The organism is Massilicoli timonensis, from assembly GCF_900199515.1.
Lineage (GTDB): Bacteria > Bacillota_I > Bacilli_A > Erysipelotrichales > Erysipelotrichaceae > Massilicoli > Massilicoli timonensis.
On sequence record NZ_LT963434.1, the window covers coordinates 1,680,428 to 1,702,849 of the forward strand.

The 22,422-nt window shown below is 50.0% G+C and carries 24 protein-coding genes; 22 read left to right on the top strand and 2 right to left on the bottom strand.

Going from position 1 to position 22,422, the window contains the following annotated elements:
* Positions 1–118: 118 nt before the first annotated feature.
* The 8 genes from C1712_RS12915 (at position 119) to C1712_RS10420 (ending at position 8,815) form a co-directional block, all read left to right on the top strand.
* Positions 119–2,662: a SpaA isopeptide-forming pilin-related protein gene (locus C1712_RS12915; RefSeq protein WP_219718859.1), complete on the top strand. Its 2,544-nt coding sequence runs from the start codon at positions 119–121 to the stop codon at positions 2,660–2,662.
* A complete protein-coding gene (srtB, locus tag C1712_RS12920) occupies positions 2,562–4,925 on the top strand; it encodes a class B sortase (RefSeq protein ID WP_219718860.1) in 2,364 nt (787 codons plus the stop codon). The genes C1712_RS12915 and srtB overlap by 101 nt, the downstream gene beginning before the upstream one ends.
* Positions 4,926–4,986: 61 nt before the next feature.
* A complete protein-coding gene (locus C1712_RS10395; protein WP_102269026.1) occupies positions 4,987–5,469 on the top strand; it encodes a hypothetical protein in 483 nt (160 codons plus the stop codon).
* 167 nt (positions 5,470–5,636) lie between these two features.
* The gene (locus C1712_RS10400) at positions 5,637–6,254 is read left to right on the top strand and encodes a DUF6088 family protein (protein WP_102269027.1); all 618 of its coding nucleotides are present in this window, start codon (positions 5,637–5,639) and stop codon (positions 6,252–6,254) included.
* On the top strand, positions 6,251–7,249 hold the full coding sequence (locus C1712_RS10405) for a nucleotidyl transferase AbiEii/AbiGii toxin family protein (RefSeq protein ID WP_102269029.1): 999 nt from the start codon (positions 6,251–6,253) through the stop codon (positions 7,247–7,249). Before C1712_RS10400 ends, C1712_RS10405 begins: the two co-directional genes overlap by 4 nt.
* A 115-nt stretch (positions 7,250–7,364) precedes the next feature.
* Positions 7,365–7,652: a hypothetical protein gene (locus C1712_RS10410; protein WP_102269030.1), complete on the top strand. Its 288-nt coding sequence runs from the start codon at positions 7,365–7,367 to the stop codon at positions 7,650–7,652.
* A gap of 1 nt (position 7,653) precedes the next feature.
* Entirely contained in the window at positions 7,654–8,412 is a 759-nt protein-coding gene (locus C1712_RS10415; RefSeq protein WP_281254636.1) for an FAD-dependent thymidylate synthase, read from the top strand.
* Complete coding sequence (locus C1712_RS10420; protein ID WP_102269032.1) at positions 8,402–8,815, top strand: dUTP diphosphatase; 414 nt, start codon at positions 8,402–8,404, stop codon at positions 8,813–8,815. The genes C1712_RS10415 and C1712_RS10420 overlap by 11 nt, the downstream gene beginning before the upstream one ends.
* A 112-nt stretch (positions 8,816–8,927) precedes the next feature.
* Here C1712_RS10420 and C1712_RS10425 read toward each other — a convergent pair whose 3' ends face one another.
* On the bottom strand, positions 8,928–9,242 hold the full coding sequence (locus C1712_RS10425) for a helix-turn-helix domain-containing protein (protein ID WP_102269034.1): 315 nt from the start codon (positions 9,240–9,242) through the stop codon (positions 8,928–8,930).
* 147 nt (positions 9,243–9,389) lie between these two features.
* Here C1712_RS10425 and C1712_RS10430 point away from each other — a divergent pair, with 147 nt between their 5' ends.
* The 14 genes from C1712_RS10430 to C1712_RS10495 all read left to right on the top strand — a co-directional run bounded on the left by C1712_RS10430 (position 9,390) and on the right by C1712_RS10495 (position 20,270).
* On the top strand, positions 9,390–9,881 hold the full coding sequence (locus C1712_RS10430; protein ID WP_102269036.1) for an SLOG family protein: 492 nt from the start codon (positions 9,390–9,392) through the stop codon (positions 9,879–9,881).
* A 76-nt stretch (positions 9,882–9,957) separates the two neighbouring features.
* Complete coding sequence (locus C1712_RS10435; protein ID WP_102269038.1) at positions 9,958–10,092, top strand: DUF3789 domain-containing protein; 135 nt, start codon at positions 9,958–9,960, stop codon at positions 10,090–10,092.
* Entirely contained in the window at positions 10,089–11,114 is a 1,026-nt protein-coding gene (locus C1712_RS10440) for a DUF5688 family protein (RefSeq protein WP_102269040.1), read from the top strand. Before C1712_RS10435 ends, C1712_RS10440 begins: the two co-directional genes overlap by 4 nt.
* Positions 11,115–11,165: 51 nt before the next feature.
* Positions 11,166–13,274, top strand: a complete 2,109-nt coding sequence (locus C1712_RS10445) for a DNA topoisomerase 3 (RefSeq protein WP_102269042.1) — start codon at positions 11,166–11,168, stop codon at positions 13,272–13,274.
* Positions 13,271–13,663 carry a cysteine-rich VLP protein gene (locus C1712_RS10450; protein ID WP_102269043.1) on the top strand — a complete coding sequence of 131 codons (393 nt, stop codon included), beginning with the start codon at positions 13,271–13,273 and terminating at the stop codon, positions 13,661–13,663. Before C1712_RS10445 ends, C1712_RS10450 begins: the two co-directional genes overlap by 4 nt.
* Before the next feature lie 263 nt (positions 13,664–13,926).
* Positions 13,927–14,415: a hypothetical protein gene (locus C1712_RS10455; RefSeq protein ID WP_245858133.1), complete on the top strand. Its 489-nt coding sequence runs from the start codon at positions 13,927–13,929 to the stop codon at positions 14,413–14,415.
* 11 nt (positions 14,416–14,426) lie between these two features.
* Positions 14,427–15,065 (top strand): hypothetical protein, encoded by a 639-nt coding sequence (locus C1712_RS10460; RefSeq protein ID WP_102269047.1) that lies wholly within the window; start codon positions 14,427–14,429, stop codon positions 15,063–15,065.
* A gap of 14 nt (positions 15,066–15,079) precedes the next feature.
* Complete coding sequence (locus C1712_RS10465; RefSeq protein WP_102269049.1) at positions 15,080–16,006, top strand: DUF4316 domain-containing protein; 927 nt, start codon at positions 15,080–15,082, stop codon at positions 16,004–16,006.
* A gap of 3 nt (positions 16,007–16,009) precedes the next feature.
* Positions 16,010–16,705, top strand: a complete 696-nt coding sequence (locus C1712_RS10470) for a hypothetical protein (protein WP_102269051.1) — start codon at positions 16,010–16,012, stop codon at positions 16,703–16,705.
* Complete coding sequence (locus C1712_RS10475) at positions 16,702–17,046, top strand: plasmid mobilization protein (RefSeq protein WP_102269053.1); 345 nt, start codon at positions 16,702–16,704, stop codon at positions 17,044–17,046. The genes C1712_RS10470 and C1712_RS10475 overlap by 4 nt, the downstream gene beginning before the upstream one ends.
* Positions 17,047–17,137: 91 nt before the next feature.
* The gene (locus C1712_RS10480; protein ID WP_102269055.1) at positions 17,138–17,428 is read left to right on the top strand and encodes a CD1845 family protein; all 291 of its coding nucleotides are present in this window, start codon (positions 17,138–17,140) and stop codon (positions 17,426–17,428) included.
* A gap of 58 nt (positions 17,429–17,486) precedes the next feature.
* Entirely contained in the window at positions 17,487–17,996 is a 510-nt protein-coding gene (locus C1712_RS10485) for a DUF3849 domain-containing protein (RefSeq protein ID WP_102269057.1), read from the top strand.
* Positions 17,997–18,026: 30 nt separating this feature from the next.
* Positions 18,027–19,436 carry a relaxase/mobilization nuclease domain-containing protein gene (locus C1712_RS10490; RefSeq protein WP_102269058.1) on the top strand — a complete coding sequence of 470 codons (1,410 nt, stop codon included), beginning with the start codon at positions 18,027–18,029 and terminating at the stop codon, positions 19,434–19,436.
* A gap of 369 nt (positions 19,437–19,805) precedes the next feature.
* A complete protein-coding gene (locus C1712_RS10495; RefSeq protein WP_102269060.1) occupies positions 19,806–20,270 on the top strand; it encodes a MarR family winged helix-turn-helix transcriptional regulator in 465 nt (154 codons plus the stop codon).
* Here C1712_RS10495 and C1712_RS10505 read toward each other — a convergent pair.
* Positions 20,260–22,407, bottom strand: coding sequence for a recombinase family protein (locus tag C1712_RS10505; RefSeq protein WP_219718861.1), 2,148 nt, complete (start codon positions 22,405–22,407; stop codon positions 20,260–20,262). The genes C1712_RS10495 and C1712_RS10505 overlap by 11 nt on opposite strands.
* Positions 22,408–22,422 lie beyond the last annotated feature (15 nt).

A 22,422-nucleotide genomic window follows, 5' to 3' on the forward strand; every position in this document is an offset into this window, starting at 1 on the left:
GAAAGTGAGGTCTTTCTATATGAGAACAAACACACACCGCCGCGGCTTTCACAGGCTTGTGGCATTTTTACTCTGCGCGGTTTGCCTTTTTGGGCTGATTCCCGCGCAGGCATTTGCTATGGAACCAGGGCAGAAAGCAAGTTCCTGGCTGGGCGACCAGTATGTGGGCTCTGATGGGCAGCATTATTATTCCCCGTCGCCGACCAAGTTTCTTGCCTATAATTCCGATGGTACCACAGAGCAGCGTTCCGGTTCCGGGGGCAGCGCCTACCGGCACTATATGCTGACGGATTCGGACGGCATTAGCCATCAGGTCTTTTGTGTGGAGAGCGGGATTCCCTATACTACTTCTGATAATACCTATACATCAGAGAGTGGGACGAACAGCCAATACTTAAACCTTCTCCCCGCCGAAGCAAGACGGGGGATTACCCTGACGGCAATCTACGGCTGGAAACCCGGCGCCTCTCTTCCTGTTTCCGGAATCAATGAGGATGATTATAAGATGGCGACCCAGATTATACTCTGGGAATACCAGCAGCAGCTCCGGAGCGACCCTTACAGCCGCCACGGTAACGGCCATGCCTCCGCAGACCAGTATTACAGCGTGATTGCCGGGCGTCCTGCGGAGAAAGCCTATAACTGGATTCTTTCGCAGGTCGCTTCCCATTCCACGGTTCCGTCCTTTACTTCCTCCAAGAAAAGCGAGGCCCCGGAGCTGGAACTGAAATGGGACACGGACAAAAAGGTTTATACCCTGACTGTTACCGATACCAACAACCTGAATATCGATCTGGAAAACCTTGCCGGCAGCGGCGTGTCCGTTACCAGAAACGGCAACAAATACACCTTTACCAGCAGAAATATGATTATGGACCCTGTGACCTTTGAATTCCGCAAGGATATTCCGGTTGCAAACGATATGCTAATCTGGGGGCGGCCTGGTTATCAGACCATGATGACCGGTGCCAGTGACCCGGTTTCCTTCTTCGTAAAAATCAAGACGGAGACCTACGGCACCGCAAAGATTGTCAAGACCAGTGAGGACGGCATTGTGTCCGGGATTTCCTTTCACATTTCCGGCACCGATATTTTGGGAAATGAAGTCAACGAGGATGTTACCACCGGGGAAAACGGGCAGATCGCTAAGAAGCTCCTTCCCGGTACTTATCTTGTGACCGAGATTCCGGTAGACCGCTATGTGACCCCTTCCGCGCAGTATGTGACGGTTGAGAGCGGTCAGACCGCTACTGTCCATTTCAGTAATATTCTGAAGAAATTCCGCGTCCATGCAGTAAAGAGCGACGCAGATACCGGAACCGCCCAGGGCGACGCTACCCTTGCAGGCGCAACCTATGGACTGTTCAACAACGGCGAATTGGTAGATACCTACACCACCGGACCGGACGGCAGTTTTATGACCCGCTATTATGTCTGCGGCGATAACTGGACGCTCCGTGAGATTGAACCAAGTACCGGTTATCTTTTGAATGATACCGTTTATGAGGTGGGCGCTTCCCCTTCTTTGTACGAAGTGGAGCTGAACACTACGGAAAACAATGTCACGGAAACTGTGATTTACGGCAACATTCAGCTTGTCAAGCATACGGATGACCCTGACCCGGATGTGTCCGAGGAAGAAAATACGGAGGAACCGAACGAAGGAACCATTGAAAGACCGGAGGCCGGCGCCGTCTTTGAGATTTATCTGAAAGCTGCCGGCAGCTATGACGCGGCGAAAGAAAGTGAGCGTGACCTGCTTACTACGGATGGTGATGGCTTTGCGGCGTCTAAGATGCTGCCTTATGGACACTATACGGTCCACCAGGTTGCCGGCGAAGATGGAAAGGCTTTTATTCCGGACTTTACGGTATTTATTTCCGCGGACGGTCAGACTTACAGCTATATCCTGAATAACCGCACCATCACCGCAAGGCTGCGCGTGGAGAAGTGTGACGCCGAGACCGGTAATATTATCCCTATGACCGGTACCGGGTTCCAGATCAAAGACCTGTCTACCGGCGAATTTGTCACGCAGGAAATCTACTATCCGAACCCGGAAACCCTTGATACGTTCTATGTTTCGGATGAAGGCTGGCTGATGCTGCCGGAGCCGTTGCACACCGGCGATTATGAGCTTTACGAGGTGGCGGCTCCTTATGGTTATGTCCTTTCCGGTGAGCCGGTGCCGTTCGGCATTGACGGCAGCGAGGCCGTTGTCACGGTCACACAGTACAATATGCCGCAGAAGGGACAGCTTACGATCACTAAGACCGGAGAGGTATTTGCTTCTGTTCAGGAAAACGAAGGCTTGTATCAGCCGGTTTATGAAGTCATGGGATTGCCCGGTGCGGTCTATGATGTGATTGCCGACGAGGATATTTATACCGGAGACGGCACACTTCGCGCGGCAAAGGATACGGTTGTAGAAACCCTTACTACGGGGGATGACGGAACGGCGCAGAGCGGGCTTTTGTACCTGGGCCGCTATCGTCTGGAGGAACGCCAGGCGCCGCAGGGCTGTGTCATAAATACTACCCCGGAATATGCGGAGCTTACCTATGCGGGTGAGACGGTGGAAATCACGCAGACCGCCCTCGGTCTTTATGACGAGCGCCAGAAGGTCGATGTTACCCTATTTCAAAGCTCTGGAAACAGATGAACGCTTTGGCATTGGTTTTGGCGAAGAATACAAGGATATTTCCTTTGGCCTTTATGCTTCTGCTGACCTGACGGCTGCGGATGGCAGCGTGATTCCGGCGGGCGGGCTTCTGGAAGTAGTTTCCGTTTCCGCAAATGAGGCAGGTGGTTATGACGCTTCTTTTGCCTCTGACCTGCCTTTTGGCAGCTATTTTGTGAAGGAGCGCACCACAAACAGCGCCTATGTTCTTTCTGATACCGAATATCCGGTAGTATTTGAATACGCGGGCCAGGAGACGGCGCTGGTACAGATTCTTGTGAATGACGGCGAGGCCATTTCCAACGACCTGCTCCGCGGGCGTGTAGACGGTGTGAAATACGGTGAGGACGCAGACGGCGGCGAGGCGGTAAAGCTGGCCGGTGCGGTCATGGGCCTGTTTCAGCCTGACACGGAGGAATTTACCGAGGAAAACGCGCTGCTTACCGTTGCTACCGGCGAGGATGGCAGCTTTGCCTTTGAGAATATCCCTTACGGCCACTGGATCGTAAAAGAAATCTCCGCTCCGGTGCTTTATACCGTCAGCCCGGAAGAACATCATATCTATATCGGTGCGGACGGCCAGAGTATTGAAATCCGTGTGGATGATACCCTGATCCGCGGCAACGTACAGGTCAAAAAGACCGAAGCGGTTGACGAGCCTTCTTCCGTGGAGAAAGAGGACGAGGATAATAATACCTTTATGCGGTTCCTCTCCGGCGCGGAATTTGAACTGTATGAGGACGCCAACGGCAACAAAGAGTTTGACAGTGAGGATAAGCTGCTGGGAACGCTTACGGAGACGGACGCCGGATTCCATACGGCGGAAAATCTTCTGGCAAAGGGCTATTTTGTGAAGGAAAGCAAAGCGCCGGAGGGTTATCAGCTTGACGAAAATGCTTACTACTTTGAAATTACCGAGGACGGCCAGACGGTAGTTGTGGAAAATGGGGAGGCTGGACGCGGCTTTACCAACGAGGCGTACCGCGGCAACCTGAAGATCACAAAGGATTCCAGTGACGGACGCAAGGATGGGTTCGCCATTGAGGTCAAGAGCGCAGACGGCTCCTATTGCGAAACCTTTACCACTCCAAAATCCGGCGTGATTGAGGTTAAGGGGCTGCGTGCCGGTATTTATACGGTAACAGAGGTAGCGAACCGTGCCAGCAAGGATTATATCATTCCTGACGCAGCCACGGTGGAAATCAAGGCGGATCAAACAGCTACGGTCCAGTTCTTCAATGAGAAACCGGAGGAACCGGAGAATCCGGAAAACCCGACCACGCCGTCTACGCCTTCCACTCCTTCCACGCCGTCGAATCCTGATAAGGCTGTACCGCAGACCGGGGATGACAACTTCATTTTCCTGTATGGGGGTCTTTTGGCGCTGTCTGTGATTGGCGGAGGGCTGTTCGCTGTTTCCTATTTCAAAAAGGGAAAATACAGCAGAAGGACACCTAAGACAAAGGCTGCCGGCATTACAGTCGTTTCCCTCTGCGCGGCGCTGGCCCTGTGCAGCGGTTTTCTGATGGTACGGGACATCTGCCAGTACCAGGAGAGCGCCGGAGCCTATGACGACATTGCTTCCCTTGTAGAGCTGCCGGAGGACGGTGAAACCGAGGCGGTTCCAGATGAACCGGAAGCTGCCGGGCAGGACCCTTCTATCGTCCTCCCAGTGGTAGACTTTGAAACTCTTTGGGAGACCGGACCGGACATTATCGGATGGCTCAACCTTCCCGATACGGTTATCAATTATCCGGTTACGCAGGCTGAGGACAACGAATATTACCTGCGCCATCTGTATGACGGTACCTATAATAAGACGGGCTGCCTGTTTGCGGACTATGAGAACCAGGCAGATTTTTCAGACCGCAATACCATTATCTACGGTCACAATATGCGGGATGGTTCCATGTTTGCCGCGCTGAATGAGTATAATGAGCAGAGCTATTTTGACGAGCACCCGCAGATGTATCTTGTGACCCCGGATGGCGGTTATCTCTGCGAGATTTTCACGGCATTTGTAGCAAAGCCTTCCGAATCTGGCAGCGATACTTCTCCCTGGAGGCTTGGCTGGAAGGATGACGGGGCCTATACCACATGGCTGTCTGCAATGGCGGACCGCTCTGTCATAGAAACGGATGTTACCGTGACTTCCAGTGATAAGGTGCTTACCCTTTCCACCTGTACGCCGGGCGGAGCCAGCAGGTTTATTGTCATGGCAAAGCTGGTGGAAGTAAACAACTGAACAAATCAAAAAAACGGTGCGGGGGCATATGCTCCCGCACCTGCTATTTAGGAGGATTTTTATGGTAAATGCCATTGTTTCGATACCTGGTTATGTTCATCTGTACCGCTCCCTTCTCCGGTTCTATGATATGCCGGAAAATGAGGTCAGGGAAATGCTGTATCTTTTGAATACGGCCAACCTGGACTGCTACGAGTATTACCACCCGCAACGTGAGCTGATCCAGAGCGGGCCTGTTGCCTTCTGCCATTGGCTGGAGACGATGGACTGCCGCCCTTACCGGACGGAGGTACAGCTTTACAAGTCGCTGCTGTTTATGAAGCGCAGCGTTGACCGGGATTTGATCGTGACCTCCCAGCGGGAGGCGCTGCAAACGCTGCGGTGTATCATTTCCAACCTTGAATACCGTTTCTACAAGGCGTATGGAATGGAGATCGAGGACAAACGGACGGTGTACGGAGAATGTACTTACCGGCTGGTTCCCAGGGAGGACGAACCGAGCGTGTGCCTGATGCACGACTGGATTTATCTGCCGAGTGCGTAAAATGCAACGAATAGTATATAAATTTCGTTGCAAATAACATGGCCGAAGGCCCTTTGGCTTGAATAATCTGGCAGACATTTGGAAATACCAAAAATAAGACTCTTTGGACAGTTGAAAAAATGCAACGAATAATATATAATATTCGTTGCAAAGGAGGCAGATTCCAAATGGCAAAAGGATATATTCAAGAAGTACGAAAAAGGGTTGCGGCTGCGGCTGACGGGAGTGTTTTTGCCGCTTCGGATTTTGCGGATATTGCTGATGCGAATACGATACGCTCAGCCCTGTACCGGCTTGTAGAGGACGGTGTTTTACGCCGGATTTTGAAAGGCATTTATGAAAAGCCGGAATACAGCGAGATGCTGAAAGAATATGTAGCGGCAGACCCGGACGCTGTAGCAAAGGCGCTGGCCCGAAGTTATCACTGGACCATTGCCCCATGTGGGAATACAGCGTTGAATCTGCTTGGCTTATCTACGCAGGTAACGGCGGTATGGTCCTACATCAGTGACGGACCGTATAAAACCTATGAATGGAACGCCACAAAGCTGCAATTTAAGCATAGGACCAATAAAGAAATCACCGGGCTTTCCTACATGACGATACTTGTTATTCAGGCATTGAAAACTTTGGGTAAATCGAATGTGACTTCCAAAACGATCCAGGCGCTGCAATCACGATTAAGTGAAAGTGATAAGGCGGCTATGTTAAAGGAGGCAGCAGAATCTACAGATTGGGTCTATGATACGATACGGCAGATTGCTGGGGAGGTACGAGAGAAATGATACAGGTTGCAAGATTTTCAGATAATGATAAGCGGCGGCTGTTTAGAAATACAGCAGATAAAATGGGCTTGAACGATGCGATTGTAGAAAAAGATTTTTGGGTATGCTTTACGTTGGATTATCTCTTTCACCGCTCACCCTGGAAAGATGCCATTACATTCAAGGGCGGTACCAGCTTATCAAAAGCCTTTAACTTAATCAGCCGGTTTTCAGAGGATATAGACCTGATTCTGGATTGGCGTATATTGGGATATGGCAAGGATGAACCCTGGGAGAAACGCTCTAACACAAAGCAGGACGCTTTCAATAAAGAAGCTAATGCACGGGCGGAGGTCTTTTTAGCAGAAACCTTCTGTCCGGCAATTAAAGAAGGATTATCTCAGGAGCTTGGTTGTGATGCAGACATCCACATGGATGGCGAAGAAAAGCAGACAGTCATTTTTGCCTATCCAAAATTGTTCAGTAATGCAGGCACTTTGCAGGTAATCCGTCTGGAGATTGGCGCTTTGGCAGCATGGACGCCGGCGACAGCGGCTGAAATTGTTCCGTATGCAGCAGAATATTACCCGGATGTCTTTACGCAGAAAAGTACAAACATTTTGACTGTGGCGCCGGAACGTACCTTTTGGGAGAAAGCCACGATTCTGCACCATGAGGCGAACAGGCCGGAACATCTGGAAATGCCGCAGCGTTATTCCAGGCATTATTATGATTTGTACCGTATGTCTATGACTTCGGTTAAAGAGATGGCCTTTACCCGGCTCGACCTGCTGAAGAAAGTCGTGGACTTCAAAATGAAGTTTTATCCGAGAACATGGGCGAAGTACCCGGAAGCTGTGCCGGGCACGTTGAAACTGATTCCTCCGGAATATCGGTTCGCAGCACTGGAGGCGGATTATGAATCAATGAGGGATATGCTCTATGGCGATGTACCGGATTTTGGAACCGTTATGGAGGCCGTCAAGATTCTGGAAAAAGAAATCAATACACTTTAAGCGCACAGATTATATTGCCAGCTATTCTAAAATTGCTTAGGATAGCTGGTTTTTTATTTCAAGGGAGGGATGCCATATTACACAAAATGAAGTCAATGCCGTATTTGACGAGCAGGTGCGCCGCTGTGCCGACATCCTGCAAAAGAAAACCAAAGAATATACCGGGGATGATACGGACCGCCTGGGAGCGTTCAAGGCTGCGGCTGCTTTGCAGCACTGTTCGCCGGAACGGGCCCTTGCCGGGATGCTGGCAAAGCACATTATTTCCCTGTATGATATGTGTTTTGCCGATGACGTTAGCTTTGGCATGGACACATGGGATGAAAAGATTACAGACAGTCTTAATTATCTGTTTTTACTGAAAGCCATTGTAAAGGAGGGACATACCAATCAACAGAATTGAAGTGAAGATTTTGAACTGCCAGGCGGTACAGGAGACCGAAAAACATATGGTCTTTGCTGCCAGGCTTACCCAAAGGGGCCACCGGATTACTACAATGGATGACCTGACGGCCCTCTATGAAAAGTCATTTAGCGCTGATACTGTGGCGGCTATCGGCAGCCTTCCGCACCCTACAGTACAGAAATTTGCGGTAATCACCGTTGCGGTTGTGGGAGCAAGCCGGCGCTTTCTGGCGCAGATCACAAGGCACCAAAATGAAGTAAAGTTTATGAGCGCATCCTTACAGTACAGCAATTACACAGGGCAGGCGGATTTTGCCATCCCCTATGAAGTTCTGGCTGCGCCGAAAGAAATCCAGGAAATGTACCTGAAAAGCTGTAAATCTGATATGGATTGTTATGAAGAACTGTGCGCAGCCGGGATTGGACACGATGCAGCCGGGTATGCCACGCCCCAGGGCCTTAGGAATGTGCTGATTATCAGCGCCACCGCCTTTCAATGGAAACATATCATCGGCCAGAGGGTGTGCCGGCGTAATACGGACGAAACCAGGATCGTGCTTTTGAAAATCTGGCGAGAGCTTTATATATTGAGCCCGGCGCTGTTCGCCCCTGCTCTTGCCGGTCCATTCTGTCAAAGGGACAAATGCCTGGAGGGGAAAATGACCTGCGGAAGAAAGATTGCGGGCGGTATGACACCCGGCGAGATTTTGGCGGCAGATTATCCGCTGCTTACGGGAGGCGGCCCCTATGAAGATTAAGCTGATTGATTTTGGCGTGCCGGAAAACCGGAGACCTTATCGGCCACATGGGAACGATGCCGGCGCAGATGTGTATATGCCCTACGACTGTACATTGCAGCCGGGCGAGATTGCAAAGGTTCCGCTGGGTTTTGGGATTGAGGTGCCGGACGGATATGCAGGATATGTGTTCCCACGAAGCAGCATGGCGGCAAAGGGGCTGGTCTGCGAGCTGCCTCCGGTAGATTCCGGCTATCGCGGTGAAATCCATGCGATTATCAGTAATGTAAGCAATAAAACCCAGGAACTTTTCAAAGGTATGCGTGTAGGACAACTTGTGATTACCCCGGTTGTGATTGCGGATTTTGTTTCGGAGTTGGGAGCAGAGCGTGGAACCGGTAATTTTGGAAGTACCGGCGAATGATCTTACTTTATTGCCGGTATAGAAGGATGTTCCCTGGGATATGCTGGAAGCAGGAGGTTTTCAATCTCTGTAGGCCAATCCAAGCTAAAAAAAGCGGCCAATAATGACCGCTTTACTTCCTGTTGTTCAGCTCTTTCATAATGCCGAGAATATAGGCCATTGACTTAGGATCGAGCCGCTTTGCCTCTGCAACGAACTCTTGCAGGGTTTCCGGGTATGCGTTTCCTTCGTCAAAGAATTCCAAAGGGGTTACGCCGAGATATTCGCAGATGTAGAAAAAAGACTGCATGGAGGGAAGTGATTTTTTGTTCTCAATGTTATTGATGTAGTTGTTCGCTTGCCCCAACGACAGCGACATGTCGCGTGCAGATACACCCTTTTGCGTCCTCAGCTTTGCCAGCCGTTCCGGGACAAAATCTTCGTACATCAACATCACCTCCCATTCTGTAATAGATTTTACCTCACACCTCTCCTTTATTCGCAAAATACAAGAGGGCGTTTCGGTTGACTTGCTAAAATAAATCTATTAAAATGAGTGGGATAAAAGTTTCAATCTATCGGAGGAAGAAAAGAGATGGCAGAAAAGACTTGTTGTGTTACAGGACACAGAGATATACCGGCTGAACAGATAGATACCGTAAAATATGCTTTGCGGCGTGAAATTATAAAGGCGGTTTCGGATGGCTATACCGGGTTTATGACCGGTTTTGCGGATGGCGCGGACCAATACTTTGCGGAAATGGTCGTAAAGCTGCAAGAGGATTTTCCCAACCTGCGTCTGATTGCGGTGCTTCCCTATCGGAAACGGATGGACAGCTTAGAGTCCAGAGAGCAGACAAAGGCGCTGCTTCATGCTTGCGCGGATGTCGTTGTCATTCAGGAGGAATACAGGCCCAATGTCTACGCCAAGCGCAACCGGTACATGGTGGAACACTCTGACCGGGTGATCGCCGTCTATGACGGGCGGGAAAAAGGTGGAACGGTAAATACGATTCGACTTACCCATAATATGAAGAAGGAATTGCGGGAGATTCCTGTGGGAGAAATCCGCGTACCAAGACTGTAGAATTAAATCATGGTAACTTTTATTGACGCTCACTTGATAGTGGGCGTTTTCTTATGCCGAAAAGGAGGGATTTTTTATGTGGAACCTGATAACACACTTTCTGACTTTTGCAGGGGGAATGTCTGCCGGCGTTGTACTGATGTGTCTTTTGCAGGCCGGAAAGCAGGCTGACGAACAGATGGAGGAACTGGATAGGAGGAACATGGAATGAATCAGGAATTTGCAGAATATATCAAAAGCCATATCCGGGAATATCTGTCTCAGGATTATAATGACGCGGATATAACCCTGGAAGAAGTTACGAAGGGAAATGACCGGACACTTACCGGACTTATCATCCGAAAAGGCGGGGAAATGACTGTCCCGACAATCTATCTGGAACCTTTTGAGGCAGAAAACAAAAAAGGTCGTCCGTTGGATGATATAATGCGGCAGATTGCAGAAATCAGAATGGAAAATAGTGTGGGAAAACTCTTTCATGTGGATGACCTGAAAGATTATGAAATAGTCAGACCTATGCTTATGATCCGCTTGTGTGACCCGGAAAAGAACAAGGAATATCTCAAAGGAAAGCCCTATACCATCTGCGGGGAATTGGCGGCAACTTACCGGATTCAGGTCATGGAGAACGAGGAAGGAGTCGCTTCTGTCGCAGTAACGGACAGTATGCTGAATTTGTGGGGGATTACGCCGGAGCAGCTTCATCGTGATACAGTTCATGCGGAAAATGCCAAAAATCCTGTTATGTTTTACAGCATGGAGGATTTAATGTCAGAGCTTATGTTTTCCGTTGAGCCGAAAAACCTTTTTGACAGCCCGGAGCCTGTAGATACCGATTTTACACCCATGTATGTCTTGACAAATCCTGGCAGGCAGGATGGCGCTGGGGTAATTGCGCGGGACGGGGTACTGGATAAAATCGGTGAATTGGTCGGAAAGAATTTCTATGTCCTCCCTTCGTCTGTCCATGAGGTGCTGATCGTACCGGAAAATGGAAATACGCAGGCAAAAGAGCTGGAGGATATGGTTCGGGAGGTTAATGCTACTCAGGTGGCGCCGGAGGATTTACTTTCGGATAAGGTACAGTATTATGACCGGGCAGCAAAAACCCTGGGACGGAAACAGGAAAAAGGGCTTTTGGAACGTCTTTCCGAAAACAAAGCGCAGGTCCGGGAAATGGCGGCAAAGATGCCGGAAGAAAGGCGTACTGTGAAACAGGAACCATGTTTGTAAAGGGCAGCTATCCGGCTGCCCTTTTGTTTTCAAGAAATGGAGGTTACGAGAATGAAGTTGGTAATTGCGGAAAAGCCCTCTGTCGCTATGTCGCTGGCGGCGGTGTTGGGTGCGAATGAGAAAAAGGACGGCTACATGGAAGGCGGCGGGTATCTGGTAAGCTGGTGTGTCGGCCATCTTCTGGAGCTGGCACAGCCAGAAGCCTACGGAGAACAATATGCCAAATGGCGCTATGGAGATTTGCCGATTCTGCCGGAGGAATGGAAGTATGAAGTACCGAAGGATAAGAAAAAGCAGCTTGGCCTTCTCTGCCGGCTGATGAAGGACAAACGGGTGGATTCGGTTGTATGCGCCACTGACGCCGGACGCGAGGGTGAGCTGATCTTCCGGCTGGTGTATGAGTATGCCGGGTGCGGCAAACCGATGGAACGCCTTTGGATTTCCAGTATGGAGGATGCGGCAATCCGGGACGGTTTTGAGCATTTGCGTCCCGGCCATGAGTATGACCGGCTGTATGATGCCGCTGTGTGCCGGGCCGGGGCTGACTGGCTGATCGGCATTAACGCCACTCGCCTTTTTTCTGTCCTGTATGGCGTCACGCTCAATGTTGGGCGCGTCATGTCCCCTACGCTGGCCCTTCTGGTACAGCGGGAGGCGGAGATTCAGGCATTTACGAGCAAGCCCTTTTATATACCGGAAATTACCTGCGGCGGATTTACAGCTTCTGGCGAAAAGCTGTCCGGGAAAAATGAAGCTGAAGAAATCCGTATAGCATGTGACGGGAAGGACGCTGCGGTGCTGTCCGTGGAAAAACAGGTCAAAACAGTCCAGCCTCCCCGCCTCTACGATCTGACGACCTTACAGCGGGAATGTAACCGCATTTATGGATATACGGCCCAGCAGACCCTTGACTATATACAGTTTCTTTATGAGAAAAAGCTGGCGACCTATCCCCGGACGGACAGCCAGTATTTGACTGAGGATATGCAGGCCACCGCTGCTTCCCTGATCCTCTGGCTGCGGGAACATATGCCTTTTGGAAAAGGCTGTGCCGGAGAACCGGATATTGACCGCGTGACCGATGGCAGCAAAGTTACCGACCATCACGCTATCATTCCTACGGTGGAGATTGCCCGGACAGATCTGTCGGAGCTTCCTTCCGGGGAGCGGAATGTACTGACGCTGATTGCTGCAAGGCTTCTTTGCGCAACAGCCAAGGCCAACCAGTTTGAAACGGTAACGGCTGTGTTGGACTGTGAAGGCTATTTCTTTACGGCAAAGGGAAAGACCATATTGCAGGCCGGATGGAAGGAGGTGGAACGCCTTTACCGCATGGGCTTGAAACAGGATAAGGCAGAAGAAAAAGAGGACGAGGACGCTGCTCTGCCTCCGCTGCAGGAGGGCCAGACCTTTGAAAAGGTATCTGCGGGCGTCCGGGAAGGCAAAACTTCCCCGCCGAAGCATTATACCGAAGATTCCCTACTGGCAGCTATGGAAACGGCAGGCGCCGGGGATATGCCGGAGGATGCCGAGCGTAAGGGCTTAGGTACGCCGGCCACCCGTGCGGCCACGCTGGAAAAACTGGTTTCTGCCGGTTTCGTGCAGAGGAAGAAAAAACAGCTTATTCCCACGGAAAAAGGTACGAATCTGATTCTGGTCCTGCCAGACAATATCAAATCGCCTATGCTTACTGCGGAATGGGAGTCCATGCTGAAACAGGTGGAGCGCGGCGAAGTTTCTGCGGAGGCTTTTATGGAGGGGATTGCGGATATGAGCCGTGCGCTTGTAAAAAAACATACTGCGCCGGAGGAACGGTTTGCCGGATTGTTCCCGGATGCGAAAGGAAATGGACGTGAGGCTGTCGGGACCTGCCCTCGCTGCGGAGGAACCGTGTATGAGGGCAAAAAGGGATTTTTCTGCGATAACCGGGATTGTTCTTTTGCGCTCTGGAAGGATAACAGGTTTTTTTCCAGTAAGAAAAAGACCATTACAAAATCTGTGGCGGCTGCACTTCTGAAAGAAGGCCGCGTTTCCATATCCGGGCTTTACAGTGAAAAGACCGGAAGAAACTATGATGCGGAGGTAATTCTGGACGATACCGGCGGTAAATATGTCAATTTCAAGCTGGAATTTCCGGCGAGAAAAGGCGGCAAAAAGTGAGCGGGCCGCCCTGCCGTGAACTAACACGGTCTGAACGCGCGGCAATCCGAAGGCTGGTAACATATTTCTGTGCCAACTATGATGACCGGGATAAGCTCTGCCTACCCTTAGACTGTTCCTGCTATATGCTGAATAAATGGTGGACCGGCTCACTGTGCCGGTACTTCCGTAAGGCGGTGCTTCCAACCGATCCGTCTTTAGAATCTGCCATTACGGGCGAGGACACATCTATGAAACAGAAAATATGCCCGGTCTGCGGGAAGGCTTATCTTCCGACAACCAGCCAGGCATATTGTTCCGATGCCTGCCGCACTTTTGCGAGACGGAAATCCGAGCGGGAACGCAAGCGCAGAAAGCGGCAGAATCAGGGTAATGTGTCCGCAACTTAATGAAAAAAGGGCTTGATTTGTAAGGCTTTCGAGAGCCGGTTTGACAGGCGCCTATATTAGAATACTCATGGTCTCTGAAATGGGGCTAAGCTGCGGACAAAGGCGCTTTGGGAGGCGCTTATTTTTTTGTCTTCCCAGGGATGACGCCAGACCTTTGCAGGTCTGGCAGATCGTCCCCTTCGGGAACGGCTGCGCGGCTGTGCCGCTGTCAAACACAGTCAGGAGGGATGCTTATAGAAAAAATACCGATTACAGCAGATATTATGCGGATTGATACAGGGACGCAGACCGTTGATATGCAGCAGATTGATAACCGACGTTTTATGTTCGACCCAGATACAGGGATATTGATTTTAGGCCGGCAGTATGCGGAAACGGACCTTGTGAATTCCAGTCATGCGGCAGAGCTGGCCGGCGCCGGGATTACAAAGAATTTTGATCATTTTATCCGCGGCTGGATTGGCACTGGCGGGGACTATCCAAAGGGAATCATTCATTTTGCCCCTTGTGTGGACGCGAGGAACATAAAGCTGTTTGAACGGGCTTTTGACACATTGGAGATGTTTCGGGACAACGGCGCGCTGGCGGGGACGGTCATACGCGGATTCGGGAACCGCTGGGAGCAGCCTCTATCCGATATTCTCACGGATTGCCGGGAGGCGGAGCGGAAACCCTCTGTCCGGGAACAGCTAAAGAAAATGCCGGAAAGGAAAGCTGCCCGGCAGAATAAGGAAAATCAACAGGAACGATAGGAGGCGATTTTTTGAGTATCAGCACGATTACAACAGATGATTTGCTCTGCATGGAAAGCAAAGAAGGTCTGATTTTGATGGGCTGCGGCGGAGACTTACAGGAATGGGTGGACGGAATCAATGAGATGTTCACGGAATCGGGGATTTTGAAAGGCGGCAGCAGGTTTGAGGATGTTTCCGCTTTCCAGTATGACGGCATGACTTGTCTGCTCTATCCTTTTGAGGGCGTGAATCTGGATATTGGAAAACTTGCCATGTGGCGTTTGCAGACCCATGAGAATTTTGGCGGCACATGGCTGTCTGATTTTGTACCCAACCGTTTGGGCGGCTTTATCGGAGAACCTTCGCCGGAACCGGAGAAACCGGATTGCGCTCTGATCGGACAGGACGGGAATATTTTTAACCTGGTAGGAATTGCCGCCCGTACTCTCCGGGAATATGGCCGGAAGGATCAGGCAAAGGAAATGACAGACCGGGTGTTTGCTTCCGGCAGCTATGGAGAGGCGCTTTGTATCATTGGCGAGTATGTCAATATCACCGATTCCAAGCCAGAGACAGAGCGGAAACCCTCTGTCCGGCAGCACTTGAAGGAAACCAAATCCGTAGAACCGTCCGGTCATGTAAAACCGGGCCGGCAGCAGGAACGATAACAGGAGGATGCAATATGGAACAGACATACGGTGTATGGGCGGTGCGAAGCGCCGCCTCTATCTTTGGACATGCGGAAAGCTGGTGCAAGGAGGACGGCAAGCCTTTGGAATTTGACAGCCGTGAGGCTGCCGAAACCTATGCCAGAGAAATGAGCAGCAGGACAACGGCCAATGTGCATTACTATGTGAGGAACAAAGAGCCGGAACCCGGCGCGGTGAAAAAGCGTGCCGCTCAGCCGGATTTGGATGCCCGCGCTCACGCTGAAACCACGCCGCGGAATGAAGCAGCGGAAAAACAAAATGAGATTCCCGGCAGGCAGATTATAGCGGAGCCGGACCCGCTGGTGGAAATCCGGTCTGCGGTACACAGCAATTATGCGGGCATGGTCGCTATGATGGGAGCGGATAACCGAGTATATCTGGGAAAAGAGGAACGCTGCCACTATGAGGATATGCAGCCCTCCTATTATGACAATCAGGACGGTTCCTTGTGCTTTGTCTGCGACCAGCCGGATATGTATTATTTTCTTTATGGCGAGGGGTGGGTGCATACCCAGGACGAAATGCTGAACCGGGGACTTACCATGCGGCAGTATGAAGAATTTGCCAGACTTCGGGACGGAGTGCTGTCGCAGTTTACGCTAAGCAGGGAAATCCTGTTTGCGGGGCAGCCCTTCCAGCCGCCCGAAAGCTATCTGCGTAATGCGGAGCTTTACGAGGAAGGCCAGACGGGAAATTATAATATGCTGGACGGCAGGCTGAACAATGAGCCCCCTGTCCGTCCCGACCTGACGGACGGACAGACTTATGAGGAAATAAAAGAGCTTGCCCCAGAGACTTTGCCGGGGGATAAACCGTCCCTTATGGAACGCCTGAAAGCGGACCGCCCGGAGCGCGATGCCAGGCAGATCGTACCGCCTGATTTGGAAAGGGAACGGTGATAAATGGGAGTAAAATTCGAGAATATAGATATATTGGATGCTTTAGGTCAGATTATGGAGTTGCATACACAGCACTATAAAGATGACTTTGATATGGATAAAGAACTGATCCCCAAATTGGCAGAATCAGCGGACCCGGAGGACAGGCGCCTTCTCTGGATGTCAAGGCCCTGCGGCACCTATACCCTGCGGGAGCGGGAAGTCTATCTGGATGGCAGCTATGAAAATAATGTATGGAAATTTTACCATGAGCAGACCAAAGACCCGGTTCTTGCCTTTGCCCTCTCCATAAAAGGGATTCAGGACGGCAAAGTGATGGGGAATCTTTATCCGCTGGATTATCCCGACCATGTGGAGCGTGTAAAGCTGCTGACCTGCCCGATTGAAAAGGTAACGGTTACTTTCGAGGATGGCGCTGTTGTTACCATGCCGTATGAGACACGCAGACGATTTATCAATGAGCTTTCGCCGGAGCATGGGAATCCCAAATTTATGCTCTACAGCCCCGGAAGTGAGCAGGAGCTTGCCATGATTCTGAAACGGGAGCGGTTTAAGCGTTCCTACCATGCAAAGCCCGGAAATATAAAAGAGTATATTGACGGCTTGCAGAAAGGCACTGTGCGCGGTCAGTTGAAGGAGCTGCAACCGTCTGCTGTCTCTCATAAAACTACCCGCCACAAGAACGGGCCGGAACGATGACAGGCAAGCGTGACAAGCACTCGGTACGGGTAGAATTTGTCGTTACCGAGCAGGAGGCGGTTCTCATAAAAGAGCGCATGGCGGAGCTGGGAATTACAAATCTTTCCGCATATCTGCGCAAGATGGCGGTGGACGGCTATATCATCCATCTGGATATGAGCGATATTCAGGAAATGATACGGCTCCTTCGTATCTGCTCCAATAACTTAAACCAGTACACCCGGCGGGCCAATGAGACCGGCAGCGTCTATGCCGCCGATGTGGAGGATTTGTGCGCCAGACTGGACGGCCTGTGGGATGGTATGGAAAAGCTGCTTCGGGGATTTGCGAACATTTCATAAACAGAAAGAAAAACCGTTGCTTTTCCGAACCGGCCACAGTAAAATTTTGATAGAGGAACAGATCATGTTCCCACGAAAGGAGGCTTGGCTTATGCGGCTGGTGTTCAAAATATTAGCGTTACCCTTTGTCCTGGTTACGGGAATCCTCTATCTGGTGTGCAAATTTCTGGTAATTACATCCGGGGCGGTGTTGGGAATCCTGTCCGGCATTGTTTTTCTGGCGTCGCTGGTTCTGTTCTTTGCTGCGGGCCTGTGGGCGGGGCTTTCTTGGCTGGTAATTGCATTTCTGATCAGCCCCTACGGTCTGCCGATGGCGGCGGCCTGGCTGACTGGAAAAATCGGCGGCATAAACTACGCGCTCAAGGATTTCATTTTTTCATAAACTTTTGCGGCGGGACATTTCGGTGTCCCGCCCTTTTCTTATATTCGGAGGTATCAGATTGAAAGACAATACAGCTATCTATCCTTATTCTGCGTCTTATGCGCGTGAGCATGGGGAGTTGGATCAGTACCGCGTTTCCTATAGAGCCAATATCGCCTGCAAGGAGGCAATCGAGCAGGCCATTGCCGCTCACTACCATGATAACCGCCTCGGCACGGAGGCAGTACATCAGGTCTTGGAACAGTTTGGTTATGACCGGATGTTTTATGTGCTTGCGGTCACAGTCCGGCAAAAAGATTGGGACGGGCGCATTTCCCGTGATAATAAAGCCTGGGCGAAAACGATTCCGGTTTATGAAAATCCGGGCAGCTCTGTCCGTGACAGTAATATTTACTTTGTGGTGGACCGCAGCCACCCAGGGCTTACGGATTTATTTCTCACACAGGCCAGACGGGAGTATGCACAGGCCCAGGAGAAGAAAACTTCTGTCCGTGACAGTCTGAACAGGGGCAGCAGGCAGAAGGCGTACAGCGATAAACCGAAACCGCACAGACAGCCGGAACGATGACCGTTGAAATTTGATTAAGGGGGTGATGGGATGGCGACCACACGGCTGATGCCACTGCATATTGGAAAAGGCCGGGATATTTCCACGGCCATTGCAGACGTCATTGATTATGTGGAAAATCCGCAGAAAACGGATTTTGGAAAATTCATTTATGGGTATGAGTGCGATACCAGGATTGCGGATGCGGAATTTCTTCTTTCCAAGCGACAGTATTTTAACCAGACCGGAAGGAGTCAGGGCGCGGACGATGTGATTGCCTACCATCTCCGGCAGGCGTTCAAACCCGGCGAGGTCACGCCGGAAGAAGCGAATCAGATTGGGCGGGAGCTTGCGTTGAAGCTCACAAAAGGCAATCACGCATTTGTCGTCTGCACCCATATCGATAAACACCATGTTCATAACCACATCATAATCAATTCTACGACGCTGGACTGTCAGAAGAAATTCCGCAACTTCTGGGGCTCCACCTGGGCAATCCGGCGCATGAATGACAAGCTCTGTCTGGAACATGGCTTATCGATTGTAGAGGACCCGAAACCGAGCCGGACCCACTATGGCACATGGCTGGGCAGTGAAAACCAACCCTCCTTCCAGGAGCAGATACGCCGGGCAATCGACGCGGCCATGGAAGAAAAGCCGAAGGATTTTGAAGAACTTTTGAAAAAGCTGGAAGCTGTCGGTATTGAAATTAACCGGGAACGAAAGCATCTCCGTTTCCGTGTACCGGGTCAGGAGAAATATACCCGGTGCGATACGCTCAAAGGAGATTATACCGAGCAGGCCATAAAAGAACGGATTGCCGGAACCCGTACTGTAAAGCCCCGGCGTACTGCTCCCACAAAACCGGTTTCCAAAGTCGGTCTGCTGGTGGATATTGAGGCGGCAATCCGGGCCGGCAAAGGTCCGGGATATGAACGCTGGGCGAAGGTGTTTAATCTGAAACAGCTATCCCAGGCGGTAATCTATCTCAAAGAGCATGGCAATATGAGTTATGAGGATTTGCAGGAAAGAACATCTGCGGTTACTGACCGTTTTAACGCACTGTCCACACAGATTAAAGACATGGAATCACGGATGACGGCCAACGGCGAATTGCAGAAACAGATCGTGAACTATGTGAAAACACGGGCGGTCTATATCGAATACCGCAAGGCCGGTTACAGCAAAAAATTCCGTTCTGAGCACGAGGCGGAAATCCTTCTGCACCAGGCGGCTAAGAAGCATTTTGACAGCCTGGGAATTACAAAGCTGCCCTCAGTCAAGTCCTTACGGGAGGAATATGCCGGACTTCTGGAACAGAAGCGGAAAACCTATGCTGCCTATAAGCAGGCCAGAGCAGAAATGAAGGAACTTCATAATGTCAAGGCCAATGTGGATTATCTTCTGGAATTTCCCGCCGGACAGGAACCACAGCGGGATATGCAGAAATCGCGACAATAGTTTCCTTCTGCTTTCGGTTTCAGCGTTCCAGCGGAACGCGCAGCCATCGCCGCAGGCGATGATCTCAGGGGTTTGGGGATATGTCACCAACAAGCATTTTAGGCAGGAATACCGGGAACGGTTTCCTGCCTAAAATACGCAATCTTACGGAAGATTGCATTGCTTGCCGGTAGTATCGTGAATTCCTAATAACCAGTTTGTACTCATTGTTTTTATTGCGCCATTGACAAGAGTCCCATTTGAGACTATACTTGAAAAGTACCAAATGGGATTCTTTGTGAAGATAATGAGCAACTACTTTCTATTGTCTTTGTAAATTCAATTTGGTCTGTATCTATATTGGATTACCTATTTTGAAGGAGAAGCTTTATGAGGCATACAGCCAAAGAACAAATTGAAACCATCTATCGCCAGATCAATGCGATATCCGCCCTTTACCATACCGCTATCGCTCATACGGAAGTCACCGATAACGAATTTTGGATATGGTATTCCCTAATCGTTGTGGAGGGCGAGCAATCTCAGCAGAGTATATGTTCTGCATGGTCTCTTTCAAAGCAGACCGTAAACAGAATTGTTTCCCAAATGGTTAAAAAAGGTTATGCGGTTTTGGAAGCGGTTCCCGGCACACGTAACCGAAAAGTAATCCGGCTTACAGATACAGGAAGAAAGTACGGTGAAAGTATTGTTCTTCCAATTTTTACGGCGGAACAAAGAGCTATGTCCAGGCTAAGCATGGACGAAATAACAGCCTGTACGAAAGCTTATGAAAAATATCTTAGCATTTTAAAAGAAGAAATCCCCGGAGCAGATATTGACCCGCTTAAACCTTAAAGGAAAACGATAGGAGGGCCTTATGATTAACATACTTGTAGTGGAAGATGACGAAAAATTGAACCAGATTATCTGTACCTATCTTACGAAAAATAATTATAATGCGAAAGGCTGCTGTAACCCTGTGGAGGCGTATGACCTGCTTTTTGCAGAAAGCTATGACCTGATTATTTCCGATATTATGATGCCGAAGATTAACGGGTTCGATTTTGCTAGCGAAATCCGTCAACAGAATCCGAATGTGCCAATTCTGTTTATTACAGCATTGGATGATCTTTCTTCTAAACAAAAAGGGTTTTATGCTGGAGTAGATGACTATATGGTAAATGCTATAGTAATCTAAATCACACATTGGCGGCATATACGACACCACCGGCAACAGGGGTTCTTCCTCTATGTACCCGGCTGCGCCGAGTACGTCGGAATAATCCTCCGTGGCGCAGCCTTTGATATATACCTGGCATTTCTGTTTGGTGCCATCAGTAGTAATATAAATTCGGTCAACAATCGAATGAACTAAAGTAAACAGAGCTTCAGGCTGTGCGTCCTTTGCAAACTCCTCAAAGGACAGCAGCCTTTTTTTCATGCCATTCAGTTCATGGACGAGATACTGATTTTCAGATTGAGTATCCTCCATTCGGCGCAGCGCAGCTTCGCACTTTGCCAGCTCGTCCGTCAATTCCTTTATATCATCCTGGATGAAGCGTTTAAGGGCGTCATCTGCCTCACGCAGATTTCGTACCTGTGCGGCAATATCCGCATTTAAGCGTTCAATAGCCTTTTTGGTTTCCTGGTACTCTTTCTCGCTTTGGTCAGTACGGATCATGCTGGCAACCCTGTTCTCCAAAAGTTGCCGGTAATAGTCGGAATGTTCTTCTTGCAGGCTGGAGAGTGAGTGGATAACAAATTCATCAAGCGTTACACCCTCAACCCCTTTGAAGGTACATTCCTTTGCCCTCACCCCAGGGCAGGCATACTTGAAGCGGGGCTTGCCATTCGTCCAGCGATTGGATTCTGGCAGTACACGCAGCCGTTTTCCGCAAATAGGGCAATACATTAAGCCGGACAACAAAGCATTGGTTTTTCTATGGGGCCGGTTATACTTTTCTGCAATCTCATCCAGCATATTTTGTGTTTCCACCCATTTCCGGGAGCTGATAAATCCCTCATGGCGACCCACAGAAACAATCCATTCACTAATGGGTTTCCTGGTAAGAAGCTGTGAGAATTTGGGATTGAAAAAGGTGGAATCCTCATCCTCAACTTTCATCTGGTCGGTCTTATTATAAGCAGTAAGCCCATGCTGACCATCAAAGTCGGACGGTTCTCCAAACAGGTTCCCGTCATGCTCCAGAAAATAGTTGTAGGAATATTCATCTGCCACGCAGTAGATTGGATTCCGCAGAATCAGCCGGATGGTGGATGTGGTAAACTTCGCGCCATGCTTCGTTTCATATTTCTCACTGATGATATTTGCCGTCTGCAAGAGAGAACGTGTCTCCCAGAAGGTGCTGTAGATTTCCAATACAATCTCTTTTTCTTCCTGCACAGGGACGAGAAAGCTAATGGCACTCTTATTTTTTCCACTTCCCGTTGTCACACGTTGGGAAGAAAAGCCGGTCGGTGTTTTGCCTCCCAGCCAGCGCCCATCTTTTGCCAGCTCCATCAAGTTATCCTGGATACGTTCAGTTAGAATATCGCGTTCAAATTCTGCGATAATGGCCAGCACCTGGATGATGATTTTGGATGTGCTGATCCGCGTATTGATATTGTTGGAGCAGACCAAAAGCGTCACATCGTGACGCTCAAAGTATTCCAGAAGCCGCATGAGGTCGGAAGTTTTACGGCTGATTCGGTCTAATTTGTAACAGGCCACAGCCTTGATTTTCCCCATCTCAATGTCCCGGAGTAGCCTTTGAAAATCTGGGCGGTCGGAATAGTAACCACTTAAGCCTTTGTCCTCATACCGGGCAAATTCGTAATCTTCCGATAGAGAAAGCTGGTTGATAGCATAGTCGGCACTTTGCTTAAACTGAACACCAATGCTATCTCCCTTATTTGTAATGCGGGATTTTCTCGCATATATGGCCACCAATCTATCATCAATTCCCATCTGGATTCTTGCTTTGCGTTTCATATTCAAATATCCTCC